The sequence below is a fragment of the Curtobacterium sp. VKM Ac-2861 genome (genome assembly GCF_013204965.1).
Taxonomy (GTDB): Bacteria; Actinomycetota; Actinomycetes; order Actinomycetales; family Microbacteriaceae; genus Curtobacterium.
Genome location: NZ_JABMLA010000001.1, coordinates 1 through 16,233 on the forward strand (window position 1 = coordinate 1; position 16,233 = coordinate 16,233).

At 71.4% G+C, this 16,233-nt stretch carries 10 protein-coding genes; 9 read left to right on the forward strand and 1 reads right to left on the reverse strand.

Annotated features, from left to right (window positions below; all coding sequences use genetic code 11):
- Nucleotides 1-168 precede the first annotated feature (168 nt).
- The 3 genes from HQQ88_RS00005 to HQQ88_RS00015 all read left to right on the forward strand — a co-directional run bounded on the left by HQQ88_RS00005 (nucleotide 169) and on the right by HQQ88_RS00015 (nucleotide 5,566).
- On the forward strand, nucleotides 169-1,299 hold the full coding sequence (locus HQQ88_RS00005) for an ROK family transcriptional regulator (protein ID WP_173168291.1): 1,131 nt from the start codon (nucleotides 169-171) through the stop codon (nucleotides 1,297-1,299).
- Nucleotides 1,300-1,391: 92 nt separating this feature from the next.
- The gene (locus HQQ88_RS00010; RefSeq protein ID WP_173168292.1) at nucleotides 1,392-3,407 is read left to right on the forward strand and encodes a beta-galactosidase; all 2,016 of its coding nucleotides are present in this window, start codon (nucleotides 1,392-1,394) and stop codon (nucleotides 3,405-3,407) included.
- Nucleotides 3,404-5,566 (forward strand): alpha-galactosidase, encoded by a 2,163-nt coding sequence (locus HQQ88_RS00015; RefSeq protein ID WP_367916954.1) that lies wholly within the window; start codon nucleotides 3,404-3,406, stop codon nucleotides 5,564-5,566. Before HQQ88_RS00010 ends, HQQ88_RS00015 begins: the two co-directional genes overlap by 4 nt.
- A 261-nt stretch (nucleotides 5,567-5,827) precedes the next feature.
- Here the strand turns inward: HQQ88_RS00015 and HQQ88_RS00020 are convergent, their stop codons facing one another.
- On the reverse strand, nucleotides 5,828-8,476 hold the full coding sequence (locus tag HQQ88_RS00020; RefSeq protein ID WP_173168293.1) for a glycoside hydrolase family 2 protein: 2,649 nt from the start codon (nucleotides 8,474-8,476) through the stop codon (nucleotides 5,828-5,830).
- A gap of 117 nt (nucleotides 8,477-8,593) precedes the next feature.
- On the opposite strand from HQQ88_RS00020, the gene HQQ88_RS00025 reads away from it, so the two are divergent.
- Genes HQQ88_RS00025 through HQQ88_RS19990 form a run of 6 tightly spaced genes read left to right on the forward strand, consistent with a single transcriptional unit; the run spans nucleotide 8,594 to nucleotide 16,226 of the window.
- On the forward strand, nucleotides 8,594-10,279 hold the full coding sequence (locus HQQ88_RS00025) for an ABC transporter substrate-binding protein (RefSeq protein ID WP_173168294.1): 1,686 nt from the start codon (nucleotides 8,594-8,596) through the stop codon (nucleotides 10,277-10,279).
- Nucleotides 10,280-10,313: 34 nt separating this feature from the next.
- The gene (locus HQQ88_RS00030; RefSeq protein WP_111086984.1) at nucleotides 10,314-11,303 is read left to right on the forward strand and encodes an ABC transporter permease; all 990 of its coding nucleotides are present in this window, start codon (nucleotides 10,314-10,316) and stop codon (nucleotides 11,301-11,303) included.
- A gap of 12 nt (nucleotides 11,304-11,315) precedes the next feature.
- Nucleotides 11,316-12,350, forward strand: a complete 1,035-nt coding sequence (locus HQQ88_RS00035; protein WP_159573964.1) for an ABC transporter permease — start codon at nucleotides 11,316-11,318, stop codon at nucleotides 12,348-12,350.
- On the forward strand, nucleotides 12,347-13,219 hold the full coding sequence (locus tag HQQ88_RS00040; protein ID WP_173168295.1) for an ABC transporter ATP-binding protein: 873 nt from the start codon (nucleotides 12,347-12,349) through the stop codon (nucleotides 13,217-13,219). The genes HQQ88_RS00035 and HQQ88_RS00040 overlap by 4 nt, the downstream gene beginning before the upstream one ends.
- On the forward strand, nucleotides 13,216-14,109 hold the full coding sequence (locus tag HQQ88_RS00045) for an ABC transporter ATP-binding protein (protein WP_173168296.1): 894 nt from the start codon (nucleotides 13,216-13,218) through the stop codon (nucleotides 14,107-14,109). The genes HQQ88_RS00040 and HQQ88_RS00045 overlap by 4 nt, the downstream gene beginning before the upstream one ends.
- Nucleotides 14,106-16,226 carry a glycoside hydrolase family 36 protein gene (locus HQQ88_RS19990; RefSeq protein WP_173168297.1) on the forward strand — a complete coding sequence of 707 codons (2,121 nt, stop codon included), beginning with the start codon at nucleotides 14,106-14,108 and terminating at the stop codon, nucleotides 16,224-16,226. Before HQQ88_RS00045 ends, HQQ88_RS19990 begins: the two co-directional genes overlap by 4 nt.
- The last annotated feature ends 7 nt before the right edge of the window (nucleotides 16,227-16,233 follow it).

Genomic DNA, 16,233 nt, shown 5'->3' on the forward strand with positions numbered 1-16,233 from the left:
GGAAGCTAAGCCTCTCAGCGCCGATGGTACTGCAAGGGGGACCTTGTGGGAGAGTAGGACGCCGCCGGACTTAACGTAGGTAAGACCAGGGAACCCCTGACCAGCACTGGTCAGGGGTTTTCTGCGTTTCCGGGCTGAGCCGTAGGATCAGCCGACGACGGAGGAACGATGACCGAAGCCTGGCCGGCACTGCCCGAGGGTTCCCGCTTGGCACTGCGGGAGATCCTCATCCACGGCACGCTCTCGCGAGCGGAGATCGCGCGGTCGCTCGGGCTGTCGCGCGCGAGCTTGACCCGGGCGATGCGGATCCTCGTGGCACACCGGCTCGTGGTCGAGGTCGGCACCGACGTGCGTGGGGCCACCGGTCGGCCGTCGGAGCTGCTGCAGTCGAGTTCGGGGCAGTGGGAGTTCCTCGGCGTCAAGCTGACCCGGGAGCGCCTGTACGCCGCGGTGACCGACCTGGGCGGGCGGGTACTCGCCCTGCACGAGGAGACCGTCCCGTCGACCGCGCCAGAAGACCTGGCCGACCAGATCAGCACCGTGCACGAGCGCCTCCGTGCCGTGCACCCTGCGATCTGCGCCGTCGGGGTGTCCCTGCCCGGTGACGTCCTCATCCGGGGCGGAGAGGCCGTTGTCGCGTCGTCGCCGTTCCTCGGGTGGACCGACGTCCCGTTCGCACGGATGGTCCGGGAGCGAACGGGGCTCGCAGCCTTCACGGCGAACGACGTCCACGCCCTGACCGTCAAGGAGCACTGGTTCGGTGCCGGCGCCGGCCGTGGGTCGATGGCCCTGGTCACCGTGGGTGAGGGGCTCGGCCTCGGACTCATCGTGAACGGGCAGGTCTCCACCGGCGAGCACGGGCGGCTCGGTCGGATCGGGCACCTACCGGTCCTCGGTGGTGGGCCCGACTGCGGCATCGGGCACGCGGGGTGTGCCTCGAGCTACCTGCCGAGTCCGGTGATCGTGCGGAACGCCGGGCGCGAGGGATCGTCGTACGAGCAGGTCGTCGAGCTCGCGCGGAACGGTGACGAGCAGGCCGTGGCGGCGTTCGAGGACGCCGGACGAGCACTCGGTGTCGTCCTGGCCACCGCGGTGCACATCGCCGACCCTGCCGCGATCGTCCTGACCGGCGACGGGCTGCCGGTGTACGACCTGGCGCGGACCACGGTGGACGAGTCGCTCCGTGCTGCTCTGGCGCCGTACCGGCAGCCGGTGACCGTCGAGGTGCAGCCGTTCGAGTTCTCGGAGTGGGCGCGAGCGGGGGCGGTCCTCGCGATCCGGCAGCTGCTCGAGACCTGATGCGGCACCACTGACAGCGCGTTAGTTACACACGTTGACAAACACTGCCGGAGACGGGAGGCTGGTGCGGTCCACCCATCGAAGGAGATGCCGTGACCGCTGCCCCCACCGTCCCGTGGCCGACCGACGGCCTGTCGTTCGGCGGCGACTACAGCCCTGAACAGTGGCCGCGCGAGGTCTGGCTCGAGGACGTCCGCCTGATGCGCGAGGCGGGGGTGAACCTGGTCACGGTCGGGGTCTTCTCGTGGGCGTTGCTCGAGCGGTCGCCGGGGGAGTACACCTTCGACTGGCTCGACGACGTCATCGCGCTGCTGCACGACAACGGCATCGCGGTGGACCTCGCGACGCCGACCGCCGCGCCGCCGAACTGGCTGCTGACCGCCCACCCCGACGTGCTGCCGGTGGACGCCACCGAGCGCCGGGAGCGTCCGGGTGGACGCCTCGGGTGGTGTGCGGCGTCGACGGTCTTCCGCGAGCACGCCCTGCGGATCGTCGGCGCCCTGGCCGAACGGTACGGCCACCACCCCGCGGTGCGGCTGTGGCACGTGAGCAACGAGCTCGGTGGCGGGAACGGCCGCTGCTACTGCGAGGAGTCGGCAGCGGACTTCCGACGCTGGCTCGCCGACCGGTACGGGGACGTCGACACCGCGAACGCCGCGTGGGGAACGGCCTTCTGGGGGCACACCTACACGTCCTTCGACGAGGTCTCACCCCCGCGTGGCGTCGGCGGCGCACCGAACCCCGGCCTCTTCCTGGACTTCGAGCGGTACTCGTCCGACGCGCTGCTCCGGCACTTCGACGCCGAGAAGGCCGTCATCGAGCAGCACTCGGACGTCCCCGTCACGACGAACTTCATGGTCGGTGCGGGATCGCAGGTCGTCGACTACGCCGAGTGGGCGAAGCACGTCGCGATCCCGGCGAACGACCACTACACGCTCGTCGACGACTCACACCGCGAGCAGGACCTCGCCCTCGCTGCGGACCGGATGCGCGGCATCACCGCCGGCCGCACCCCGTGGTTGCTCATGGAGCACTCGACGGGCGGCCCGAGCTGGCAGCAGCGCAACCGGGCGAAGGAACCGGGCGAGATCCTGCGCAACTCGCTCGTGCACGTGGCCCGCGGGTCCGACGGCGCACTGTTCTTCCAGTGGCGGGCGTCCACCGCGGGGGCCGAGCAGTTCCACTCCGCGATGGTCCCGCACGCCGGTACCCGCACCCGGATCTGGCGCGAGGTCGTCGCGCTCGGCCGCGCACTCCGCGACCTCGCCCCCGTGCAGGGCAGCCGCGTCGAGCCCGCCCGGGTCGCGATCGTCGTCGACGAGCCGTCCGGCTGGGCGCTGCAGTCCGGGCTGAAGCCGCACCGGGGACTGCGGTACTCGCGGGAGCTCCGTGCCTGGTACGCCGCGTTCCACGACCGGCAGGTGCTCACCGACGTCGTGCCCTCGGACGCCGACCTCGACGGCTACGACGTGGTGGTCGTCCCCACGATGCTCATCGTCGACGACGCCACCGCCGCACGGATCGCCGCAGTGGTCGACCGCGGCGCGACCCTCATCGTCACCTACCTGTCCGGCGTCGCCGACGAGACCGCCCGCATCCGTGCCGGCGGCTACCCGGGCGCGTTCCGGCAGGTGCTCGGTGCCTGGAGCGAGGAGTTCACCCCGCTGCAACGCGACGAGACCCGCACGCTCGACGACGGCGGCACCGTCACCGACTGGGCCGAGGCCGTCGTGGTCGACGACGCCGACGTCGTGCTCCGCTACACGGACGGATCGCTCGCGGACCGCGCAGCGGTCACCCGCCGCGCCGTCGGCGGCGGCGCCTGGTACGTGTCCGCGATGCTGCCTGCCCAGAGCGCCCAGCGGCTCGTGGACCGGGTCATCGAGGAGCGCGCGCTCCCGCGGACAGTCACCGCGCCTCCCGGCCTGGAGGCGGTGCGCCGCGTCCACGACGACGGTTCCGTGTTCCTGTTCCTCGTCAACCACCGCGCTGCCGACGTCACGGTCGTCGCGTCCGGTACGGACCTGCTCGACGGCTCCGGCCACGGGCCGGAGACCGTCGTGCCCGCCGGTCGCGTCCGCGTCCTGCGCGAGGAGCGTGCGTCGTGACCGTCGTGGAACGCGGTCCGGCGCCGGCGCGCGCACTCGACGGACGGCAGGTGCAGGTCCTGCGCGGCGGCGGGGTGTCGCTCGTGCTGGCGACCGCCGACGACGGGCTGCCCGAGGTGCTGCACTGGGGCCGCGACGTCGGACCCGTGACGGACGGCGACGGCGCCGAACTGCTGCTCGCGCTCGGACGGCCGCTCGGACCGAGCGCCCTCGACGCGGCCTGGCCGCTGACCGTGCTGCCGACCGAACGCGACGGGTGGGAGGGGCGACCCGCGATCGCCGGGCACGTCGACGGGCTGCCGCTCGTGCCGCGGTGGCGCGACGTCGAGGTGATCGCGGAGTCCGGCGCGCTGGTCGTGACCGCGGTGTCGGACGAACTGCTGCTGCGGAGTGCCTTCCGGCTCGACGCCGCGGGCGTGCTGCGCGTCGGGCACACCGTGACGAACGGGGCCGCCGCGCCCGTCCACCTGCAGGCGCTCGAGGCGACGCTGCCCGTGGGCGAACGGGTCGGCGAGGTGCTCGACCTGGCCGGACGCTGGACCCGGGAGCGCACCCCGCAGCGCCGGGCCCTGACCGCCGGCAGCCACGCGCGGGAGAGCCGCCGCGGTCGCACCGGCCACGACGCCCCGACGCTGCTCGTGCTCGGGACGCAGGGGTTCTCGGACGCTTCCGGTGAGGTCTGGGGCGTGCACCTGGCCTGGAGCGCCGACTCGGTGCACCGGTACGACCTGCTCGCCGAGGCGCGCCCACTGCTCGGTGCCGGGGAACTCCTGCGCGCCGGCGAGGTGGTCCTCGGGCAGGGGGAGTCCTTCGCCTCGCCGGACGCCGTCTTCGTCTGGAGCGACGCCGGGCTCGACGGCCTGTCCGACCGGCTGCACGACTCGCTCCGCAGCCGCCCCGGTCACCCGAAGCGCCCCCGGCCGGTGGTGCTCAACACGTGGGAGGCCGTCTACTACCGGCAGGGCCTCGCGCCCCTGGTCGCACTGGCCGAGACCGCAGCGGACATCGGCGTCGAGCGGTTCGTGCTCGACGACGGATGGTTCCTCGGGCGGCGCTCGGACTCGACGTCGCTGGGGGACTGGCGCGTCGACCCGACGGTGTGGCCGGACGGCCTCGGGCCGCTCGTCGACCGGGTCCGCGGTCTCGGCATGGAGTTCGGGCTGTGGTTCGAGCCCGAGATGGTGAGCCCGGTCTCCGAGCTCGCGGCGGCGCACCCCGAGTGGCTGCTGCAGCGCCCCGAGGACGACGTCCGCACCTGGCGGAACCAGTACGTGCTCGACATGGCGAACCCGCTCGCGCGGGCGCACGTGCTCGAGGCGATGTCCGCCGTCATCGGGGCGCACCACGTCGACTTCGTGAAGTGGGACCAGAACCGCGACATCGTGCACGCGGTCCACGCCGGACGTGCCGGCATCGACGCACACACCCGCGGGGTCTGGACGCTGATGGACGCCCTGCGCGCCCGGCACCCGTGGCTCGAGATCGAGGCGTGCGCGAGCGGCGGCGCCCGCGTGGACCTCGGCGTGCTGGAGCGCACCGACCGGGTGTGGCCGTCGGACTCGAACGACGCGTTCGAACGCCTGCCGATCCAGCGGTGGACCGAGGCACTGCTGCCGCTCGAGCTGATCGGCTCGCACGTCGGCCCCGAGGTCTCGCACACCACCGGTCGGCACCTCGACCTGGACTTCCGGATGGCGGTGTCGCTGTTCGGGTCCGCCGGCATCGAGACCGACGTCACCCGGCTGTCCCCGACGGAGCTCGACCGGCTGCGGGCGTGGACGGCGTTGTACAAGCGGGAGCGTGGGCTGCTGCACACCGGGCGGCTGCGGCACCTGGAGCTCGGCGACCCCGGGCTCGTGGCGACCTCGGTCGTGGCCGTCGACCGGTCGCGGGCGCTGGTGCGGGTCGCACGGACCGAGACCGGGCCGCAGTCGCTGCCGGTGCCGTTGCGGATGCGGGGGCTCGACCGGGCGCGGCGCTACCGGCTCGCCCCCGTCACGGGGCTGCGGGTGCCGCACGGCCTCGACATGGTGCCGCCGACGTGGCTCGTGCGCGGGCACCTGGAGCTCTCGGGCGCGGTGCTCGAGGACGTCGGGGCGCGGCTGCCGCTGCTGGCCCCCGCGACCGCGATCGTGCTCGAGCTGCACGCCCTCGACTGACGCGACCCTGCCGGCCGCCGTCGGCCTGCCTGCCGCCGTCGGCCGGCTGGCGTCGGCCGTCGGCCGTGGTCGGGCAGGCGCGGCCGGCGAGCGGGCGGAACATCCCGGTTCGTGACGTGCGCACGCGGGTGTTTCGCCCGCTCGGCGGGACGGCGCGGCCGTACTGGTGCGCTGACGGTTCTGGTTCGCGATCTCGCAGGATCGTGAACCAGAACCGTCACGCCGTTGGCGGAACCCGTCCCCGCCCGGGCGCGGCCCGCGTCAGGGGAGGAGCGAGCCCGCGTGACGGAGGACGAGCGGGCCGACGAGCGCCTCGGGGTCGATGCCCGGCGCACCCGTCACCGTGAAGGTCACCGACTCGCCGGCGAGCAGGGACACCAGCCCGTCGTCGACCCTCGCGGCCGGGTCGACGCGGTCCGGGAACAGCGAGACGTCCCGCGCGTAGGACGTCGCCGTCACCGTGACGACCGCCCCGTCGTCCGTCGCCGTGACCGACGTGGACAGCGGCGAGCGGGCGAGCACCTGGTCGACGACCTCGGCGAAGTCGAACACCATGCGGGTTCCGGCTCCGGTGGCGACGAGCACCTCGGACCCGGCGTCCCCGGGCACCGCGACCGAGGCCGGCAGCGGGACCCGGTCGGCGTCGGCGGGTGCGGCGGCGAGCGAGAACGACGACGAGTCGAGCACCGTGCCGTCGAACGCGACGCGGGCGACCGTGACCTCGTCGGTGACCGGCGCCCCGGACGCGTTCACGAGCACGACTTCGAGCCCACTCTCACCAGACGGCTGCACCGTGAGCAACACCGGCTGGTAGGCCTGCCGCACCGCGTACCAGACCGGCTTCCGGATCCCCGCGTGGTCGACGAGCGCCCAGGACACCACGGGCCAGTCGTCGTTGAGCTGCCAGACGATCATCCCGGTGTTGTCGGGCGTGCGGGACCGGAACCACTCCATGCCGAAGCGGATCGCGTGCGCCTGGTTGAGCTGCGCGGCCCAGTGCCAGTCCTCGATGCTCGTCGGCGTCGGCAGGTGCCCGCGCATGCCGTCGGCGAGCTTCCGGTTGCCCTGGTCGGCCTTCTGGTGCACGAGCATCTCGTGGCCGTCGGGGTCGAGCGGCTCGTCGTGCACCACCGCGGTCAGGGTCGACCAGGCGGGCGGCCCCTGGAACCCGAACTCCGCCACGAACCGCGGGTTCCAGTCGGCGTAGGCGCGGTAGTCGAGCCGGTTCCAGACGTCCCAGATGTGCACGCTGCCGTTCCGCTCGTCGTTCGGCGTCAGGTACTCGTCGAACGAGAACGGGCTGCCCGGCGTGTACGGACGGGTCGGGTCGAGCTCGGCGACGATCGCGGGCAGCAGCGAGCGGTAGTAGCCGTTGCCCCAGGTCCGGCCGACGAGCGACGGCCGCCAGCCCCACTCGGCGTAGGCGACGAGGTTCTCGTTGTTGCCGTTCCACACCACGAGCGACGGGTGCGGGCTGAGCCAGGTGACGGCTTCGCGGACCTCGGGCTCGACCTCGTCGGCGAGCCAGGGCTCCTCGGCGTAGGCGGCACAGGCGAACAGGAAGTCCTGCCAGACGAGCACGCCGAGCTCGTCGCACCGGTCGTACAGGTCGTCGGACTCGTAGATCCCGCCGCCCCAGATGCGGAGCAGGTTGACGTTCGCGTCGATCGCGTCGTCGATCCGTTCGGCGTAGCGCTCGGGCGTCATCTCGGTCAGGTACGCGTGGTCGGGGATCCAGTTCGCGCCCCGCACGATCACGGGCCGGTCGTTCACCCGGAGCAGGAACGGGGCTCCACCGGCGTCGGCGGCGGTGTCGAGCGTCACGGTGCGGAACCCGACGCGGCCGGTCCAGACGTCGTCGCCGACCTCGACCCGGACGTCGTACAACGGCTGCTCGCCCTCGCCGCGCGGCCACCAGACGCCGACGTCGGGGACCTCGAGCCGCACGACGGCGGTGCCGTCGACGACGGCGCGCACGCTGGTGACGGACGTCGCGCCCGGCGCGGACGGGCGGCCGGGAGGCACGGTGCCGGACCCGACGGACGTCGCCGCCGCCTCGGTGCCGCTCGCGCCGGGGGCGGACGTGCTCTGCTCGGCCAGGGCGGCGCCGTGGCCGTCGGCCCCGCCGGGGGTGACGTGCGGGGTCAGGGTGACCCGCGCCTCCAGGCCGGCCCGACCGGACACCCCTGCGACCGGAGCCGACCCGATGTGCTGGGAGAAGGCGCCGGTGGAACCTGCGGACTCGACGTCGACGTGCGCGGTGAGCACGCCGGTGGTGCCGTCGATGTCGACGAGGGGGCGGACGGCCGCGATGCGGGCGCCGCTCCACGACTCGATGCCGATCGACTTCCAGATGCCGCTCGTGGCGACGTCGATGCCCCAGTCCCAGCCGAAGTTCGACGCGTTCTTGCGGAGCGCGTTGTACGGGTGGTGGTTGACGTGGGGGAGTTCGCCGCCGTGCAGGGCGGACAATCGCTCGGCCGCGGGGACCGGGGCGTCGAAGGTGATCACGAGCTCGTTCGTGCCGGGGCGCAGCAGGTGCCCGACGGGGAACCGGTACGCGCGGTGCTGGTTCGCGGTGCTGGCGACGACGATGCCGTTCAGCTCGATCGTCGCGAGGGTGTCGAGCCCGTCGGCGACCAGGTCGTGGCGGGCGTGCGTGGTCGGGCCCGTGCCGGTCTCGCCCGACCACGCGAAGGTGCGGCGGTACCGCCACACCGTGTCGCCGATCCACTGGGTCGCGGCCTCGTTGTCGCCGTCGAACGGGTCGGGGATCCGGCCCGCCCGCAGCAGGTCGGTGTGCACGCAGCCGGGGACGATCGCGGCGACCGGCTCCCGGTGCGCATCGGCCTGCGCCGGGCCGTGCACCGCCTCGACCGTCCACGTGCCGTCCAGGGTGGTCCGCTCCATTGCGTCTCCTCAATTGTGACGGGGCCGTGACCCGACCCCTTGACCGCCTTAGTTTACGCGTGTAACAATCACGCTCACAACGTGGATCCTGCGACGACGCAGACCGAGAGGACAACGATGTTCAACCCAACCCGTTCACGGCTCGCCATCGGCGCCGCCGTCCTCCTCGCCGCCGGCCTCGCGCTGAGCGGCTGCAGCGCGAGCGGCAACGCCAGCACGAAGGACGACGCCGCCTCGACCCTGGTCGCCTACACCGGACAGTCCGGCGACTACCAGATCAACTTCAACCCGTGGTCGCCGTCCAACATCGGCGGCGTCGGCACGATCTACGAGTCGCTGTTCTTCATCACCAACGTCAACACGAACGACCCGAAGCCGCTGCTCGGCAAGTCGTACGAGTGGAACACCGACGGCACGCAGCTCACCATCACGCTGCGCGACGGGGCGACCTGGAGCGACGGTGAACCCTTCACCTCGAAGGACGTCGTGTTCACGCTCGACATGCTCAAGAAGCAGAAGGCCCTCAACTCGATCGGCTACGACGGCACCGCGAAGGCCGACGGCGATGACAAGGTCGTCGTCACGTTCGACAAGCCGTCGTTCGTGCTCGGCCCGAACCTGCTCGGCAAGACCTGGATCGTGCCCGAGCACCTGTGGAAGGACATCGACCCGACCACCGACGTCGTGCGCGAGCCCGTCGGCACCGGTCCGTACACGCTCGGCACCTTCAAGGCGCAGGCCTTCACCCTCGAGGCGAACAAGAAGTACTGGGACGGCGCCCCGGCCGTGAAGACCATCCGCTACCTGTCGCTCTCCGGCAACACCGCCGGCGCCGACGCGCTCAAGCAGGGCTCGATCGACTGGCAGACCGGCCCGGTGCCGAACATGGACGACATCGCCGGCAACTACAACGGCTACGACGGCATCACCGTCGGCCAGAACCAGATGGCGCTGCTCACCTGCGCGAACACCGACCTCGGCTGCACCGGCCCGCAGACCGACCCGGCCGTCCGGCACGCCATCGCCGACGCGATCAACCGCAAGCAGCTCAACTCGCTGGCGTTCGAGAACACCGCGAGCGAGATCTCGCCGACCTTCGCGCTCACCACGACGCAGAAGGACACCATCTCGAAGGACATCGAGCCGGCCGTGATGCCCGAGACCGCCGACAAGGCCGCCGCCGCGTCGTCGCTCGAGGGCGCCGGGTGGAAGAAGGGCGCCGACGGCATCTACGCCAAGGACGGCAAGAAGCTGTCCCTGACCGTCGAGGTCGTCACCGGTTGGACCGACTACATCACCGCGATCGACACCATGACGCAGCAGCTCAAGGCCGCGGGCATCGAGCTCAAGGCGCAGCAGTCGTCGTGGAACGAGTGGACCGACAAGAAGACCAAGGGCAACTTCGAACTCGCGATCGACTCGCTCGGCCAGGGCCCGACGGCGAACCCGTACTACCTGTACAACAACTACTTCACGACGGCGAACACCGCGAAGGTCGGTGCAGCAGCCCCGATGAACATCTCCCGGTACAGCAACCCCGACGTCGACAAGGCCATCGCGAAGCTCGCCACGATCGACCCCGAGGACACCGCCGCCACCCAGCCGGAGCTCGACACCATCCAGCAGCACATCGTCGAGGACCTGCCGTACATCCCCGTCATGACCGGCGGCACGACGAGCGAGTTCCACGCCGCGAAGTTCACCGGCTGGCCGACGAAGGACGACCTCTACGCCTTCCCGGCCGTCTGGGCGAGCCCGGACAACGCCGAGATCTTCAAGGCACTGAAGCCGGCGAAGGGCTGACCACGATGGGATCGCGACCGAGGAGCACTCGACGATGACCTACTTCCTGCGCAAGATCGGCTTCTACATCGTCGCGCTGTGGGCGGCACTGACGCTGAACTTCATCATCCCGCGGCTGCTGCCCGGGAACCCGGTGGACATCCTGCTCGCCAAGCTCCAGCAGCGCGGCGGGCAGGTGACCCCGGCAACACGGCAGGCGTACGAGCTGCTCCTCGGTGGCGATTCCTCGGAGCCGCTGATCTCCCAGTACGGCCACTACCTGGTCAACGTGTTCCGCGGTGACCTCGGGGTGTCCGTCAGCTACTTCCCGGCCCCCGTCACCGAGGTCATCGCGAGCTCGCTGCCGTGGACCATCGCCCTGGTCGGCATCGCCACCATCCTGGCCGCCATCATCGGCGTCGGCCTCGGCGCCTTCGTCGGCTGGCGTCCGGGCACCTGGCTCGACTCCTTCGTGCCGGCCACCACCCTGCTCGCCGCGGTGCCGTACTTCTGGCTCGCGCTGATCCTGGTGTACTTCTTCGCCACCGGCATCCACCTGTTCCCGGCGCAGGGCGGCTACGACGTCATCCTGACGCCGGGGTTCAACTGGGACTTCATCGCCTCGGCGATCCAGTACGGGGTGCTGCCCGCGGTGACGATCGTGCTCGCATCGCTGGGCGGCTGGTTGCTCGGCATGCGCAACATGATGGTGTCGACGCTGTCCGAGGACTACATCACCACCGCCCAGGCCAAGGGGCTGTCCGACGGCAAGATCCTGCGGAACTACGCTGCCCGGAACGCCGTGCTGCCCTCCGTCGCCGGCTTCGCGATCTCCCTCGGGTTCATCGTGTCCGGCTCCGTCGTCACCGAGCAGGTGTTCTCGTACCCGGGCATCGGGTCGAAGCTGCTGTCCGCCGTGACCAACAACGACTACGCGCTCATGCAGGGGATCTTCCTGTTCATCACCCTGGCGGTCCTCGGCGCGAACCTCGTCGTCGACCTGCTGTACGGGCTCATCGACCCGCGGACGCGGGCGCGGAGCTAGGGAGGACACGCCATGACCAACATCCAGCAGGACACCGAACCCACCATCGGCGCACTCGCCGAGGAAGCCGACGCCGGGTCGACGCGGAGCATCGCCACGGCCCGAGCGTCACGACCGAAGGGCGGCATCCGCCGATTCCTGCCGACCCTGACCCCGTGGCTCATCACGGGCATCGCGCTCGTCGCCGGCGTCACGTTGTTCGGCGTCGTCGGGCCGCTGCTCGTCGGCGACCCGACCACCATCCGCGACTCCGGACTGCAGGGACCGAGCGGCGAGAACCTGCTCGGGACGACCCAGACCGGGCAGGACGTGCTCGCCCAGCTCGCCTACGCCACCCGCGGCAGCCTGCAGATCGGCCTGATCGTCGGCGTCCTCGCCACGGTGCTGTCCGCGTTCTTCGGGATCCTGGGCGCCTACCTGGGCGGGATCATGGACGAGGCGTTCTCGCTGTTCTCGAACGTGTTCCTCGTCATCCCCGGCCTGCCGCTCGTCATCGTCATCTCGGGCCTGGTCCCGCGCGAGGCCCGCGGGCTCTGGACCATCGCCGTCGTCCTCGCGATCACCTCGTGGGCCGGGTCCGCCCGGGTCCTGCGGGCGCAGACGATGTCGATCCGCAACCGCGACTACGTCTCCGCCGCCCGTGTCGCCGGTGAACGACCCTGGCGGGTCATCGCCGTCGAGATCCTGCCGAACCTGCTGCCCGTCCTGGCGTCGCAGTTCGTGTTCGCGGTGATCGCCGCGATCCTCGGGGAAGCGGGGCTGTCGTTCCTCGGCCTCGGGGCGTCGAACTCGTCGACGCTCGGCACCATGCTCTTCTACGCCCAGAACGGCTTCGCGCTGGCGAACGGCGCCTGGTGGTGGTTCGTGCCGCCCGGCCTGCTCATCGCCCTGCTCGGCATGGGCCTGTCCCTGGTGAACTTCTCGATCGACGAGGTCATCAACCCGCGACTCGCGAACGTACGTGCCCAGCGGCGTCGCGAACGTCGCGCCAAGCGTGCCGCCCGCGCCTCGCGTTCCGCGCGCACCACGAAGGAGTTCGTCCGATGAGTGCCGAAGCCGTGCTGACGATCGACCACCTCGACGTCGTCTACGAGACCGAACACCCCGTGCACGCCGTCAAGGACGTGTCGCTCACCCTGGCGCCCGGCGAGATCCTCGGGCTCGCGGGGGAGTCCGGCTGCGGCAAGACGACCCTGGCCTACGCCATCACCCGGCTGCACCGACCGCCGGCGAAGGTCGCCTCGGGCAGCATCACGTTCCACGACCGCGACGGCACCGACATCGACCTGCTCGGGCTGCCGCACGAGCAGCTGCGGGCCGTGCGCTGGTCGAAGCTGTCGATGGTGTTCCAGGGCGCGATGAACGCCCTCAACCCCGTCACCACCATCCGGGCGCAGCTCGACGACGCCCTGAGGGAACACCGGCGCGACCTGTCCCGCAAGGAACGGCGCGCGATCGCCGAGGACGCCCTGAGCCGCGTCGGCGTCGACCCGTCCCGCATCACCGCGTACCCGCACGAGCTGTCCGGCGGCATGCGGCAGCGCGTCATGATCGCGATGGCCATGCTGCTCGAACCGCAGATCATGATCATGGACGAGCCCACCACCGCCCTCGACGTCGTGGTGCAGCGCGAGATCCTCCGTGAGATCGTCCGACTGCGCGACGAGCTCGGGTTCGCTGTCGTGTTCATCACCCACGACCTGCCGCTGCTGCTCGAGATCAGCGACCGCATCGCGATCATGCTGCGCGGCGAGGTCGTCGAGTGCGACCGGGCCTCGGTCATCCAGCACGACCCGAAGCACCCGTACACGCAGAAGCTGCTGCAGTCGTTCCCGAGCCTGTCGGGGGAGCGCGGCGCGTTCATCCGCTCCGGCGTCGACGACCACGCTGCCGCCGTCCACGAGGAGATCCGATGACCAGCGTGACCGTCAGCCACCTCGGCAAGGACTTCCACACCCGCAAGGGCCTGAAGCGCACCACCCTGCACGCCGTCGACGACGTGTCGTTCGAGCTGCTGCCCGGGAAGACCGTGGCGTTGGTGGGCGAGTCCGGCTCGGGCAAGTCCACCATCGCCCGGATGCTCGCCAAGCTCGAGAACACCACCCGCGGCTCGATCGACGTGCGGCTCGAGGACGGCACACCCGTCGTCGGCAGCATGTACCGCCGGCACGTGCAGATGGTGTTCCAGGACCCCTTCGCGTCGCTCAACCCGTTCCACTCGATCGAGCACCACATCGCCCGGCCGCTCCAGCTGCACCACCGAGCCCGGGGTGCCGACGAGACCGCCGAGAAGGTGCGGGAACTGCTCGGCCGCGTCAACCTCGACGAGGACTTCGCGAGCCGCCGACCGCACGAGCTCTCCGGCGGGCAACGGCAGCGCGTCGCCATCGCCCGTGCACTGGCCCCCGGGGCCCAGGTGCTCATCGCCGACGAACCGGTGTCGATGCTCGACGTGTCGATCCGGCTCAGCGTGCTCAACCTGATGGGCCGCCTGCAGCGCGAGGACCACCTCGCCGTGCTCTACATCACGCACGACCTGGCGACCGCACGCCACTTCTCCGACGAGATCCTGGTGCTCTACCGCGGCCGGGTCGTCGAACGCGGGCCGTCCGACGCCGTCATCCTCGACCCGCAGCACGACTACACCCGACTGCTCGCCGAGGCCGCCCCCGATCCGGAGCGCACCGACCGCAAGGTGACCTCGGGCAGCGCCCTCGACCGCTCGAAGATCGACAACACCACCTGCTACGACCACGGCGTCGGGGCGTGGGTGTCGAGCGAGCCCGCTCCGGTCGGCGCACGGTGAGCGGAGTCTTCGCCGACTGGGTCACGCCCGGGTTCTCGGCACGGTTCCGGATCGGCGACGACCAGCCCGCCGCCCTCGTGTCGTTCGTGGCGAGCGGCGGAGCGCGTGCCGACGGGGCGCTCGCCGACGGACCCGACGATCCGCAGCCCCTGGTGGAGCTGACGACGATCGGACACGGCCGGTTCCCGGGCGGGTACCGGCACGTGGACTCCACGATCGGGGCGCGACTGCGCCCCGTGTCGTGGCGTGCGTCCGACGACGCGACCGATCCGTGGTTCCGGATCGTGCAGGCGGACGTGGCCACGGGCCTCCAGGTCGAGTCGGTGTTCCGGGCGCGCGCCGGCGTCGCGGGCTTCCAGACGTGGACCGAGGTGTCCGCCGACGACGGTGAGCACGTCGTGGACTTCGTGTCGTCGTTCGCGACCGGGGCGTTCCTGACCGACTCCGGGGTCGGCGTCGACGACCTGGCCCTCGTGCACGCGGACAACGACTGGGCCGCCGAGAGCCGGTGGCGGACCGATCCGCTGCGGTCGATCGGACTCGCAGCGATCGACCGCGAGGCGCAGCACCACCCGCCCCGCAGCCGCGCCGTCGTGCAGAACCGAGGGTCGTGGTCGACCGGTGAGGCACTGCCGATCGGGGTGCTGACGCCTGCTCCGACCGCTGGCGCTGCGCCCTACGCGCTCGTCTGGCAGGTCGAGCACAACGGGCCGTGGCTGTACGAGCTCGGCGAGACCCGACGGCACGCGTACGTGCTGCTGAGCGGGCCGACCGACCAGGAGCACCAGTGGACGGCGGTCGTGGCCCCGGGGCAGCCGTTCGTGTCCGTGCCGGTGTCGGTGGGGATCGCCGGCTCGGTCGGCGGGGCGTTCGAGGTGCTCACGGCGCAGCGTCGGGCGTTCCGGCACGTGCGCGAGGCCGATCGAGCCCTGCCACTCGTGTTCAACGACTACATGAACACGCTCATGGGCGACCCGACCACCGAGAAGCTGCTGCCGTTGATCGACGCCGCTGCCGATGCCGGAGCGGACCTGTTCTGCATCGACGCCGGCTGGTACGCCGAGGGGCACTGGTGGGACACCGTCGGAGCCTGGGAGGAAGCTGCTTCGCGGTTCCCGACCGGCCTCGGGCTCGTCATCGACCACATCCGGTCGCGGGGGATGCAGGCCGGGCTGTGGCTCGAGCCCGAGGTCATCGGCATCCACTCGCCGCTGGCCGCGACCCTGCCGGACGACGCCTTCGTGCACCACCACGGCGTGCGGGTCGCCGAGCACGGACGGCACCTGCTCGACCTCCGATCACCGGCCGCGCGGGCGCACCTGGACTCCGTCGTCGATCGACTGGTCGGGTCGCTCGGCGTGACGTTCTTCAAGATGGACAACAACACGATGACCGGGCCGTTCGCCGGGATGCTCGACCACCAGCGTGCGCTGCTCGACTGGATCGACGCGGTGCAGGATCGGTACCCGGCACTGCTCATCGAGAACTGCGCCTCGGGAGCGATGCGCGCCGACTCCGCGATGCTGTCCCGGTTGCACATGCAGTCGACCTCGGACCAGCAGGACCCGGTGCTGTCGGCGTCGATCGCAGCCGCTGCCCCCGCCGCGATGCTGCCCGAGCAGGCCGGGAACTGGGCCTACCCGGCGCCGTCGATGTCGCCCGACCTGTTCGACCTGTCGCTCGTGAACGGGGTGCTCGGGCGGATGTACCTGTCGGGCTACCTGAATTCGATGAGCACATCGCAGCGGGCGGTCGTGCGTTCTGCGATCGAGGCCCACCGGGCAGTGCTCGAGGTCATCGAGTCGTCGGTGCCGGTGTGGCCGCTCGGGCTGCCGGCCTGGGAGGACCCGTGGCTCGCGCTCGGCCTGCGCGCTGCGTCGGGCGATCTGTACCTGTCGGTCTGGGCGCTGCCCGGGGCTGGCTCGTCGGTGTCGTTGCCGCTGCCGGCGTTCGCCGGGCGGGGAGTCGTCGTCGAGCCGCTGTTCCCGACGGCGCTCGGGTCGTGGTCCGTGACGTGGGACGCCCTCTCGGGTTCGCTCGAGGTCGCCAACGGCGGGGCGACCCCCACAGCGCGGGTGCTGCGCGTCCGACCGGAGGGGGCGGGCGCGGAGCACTGAGCGGGGC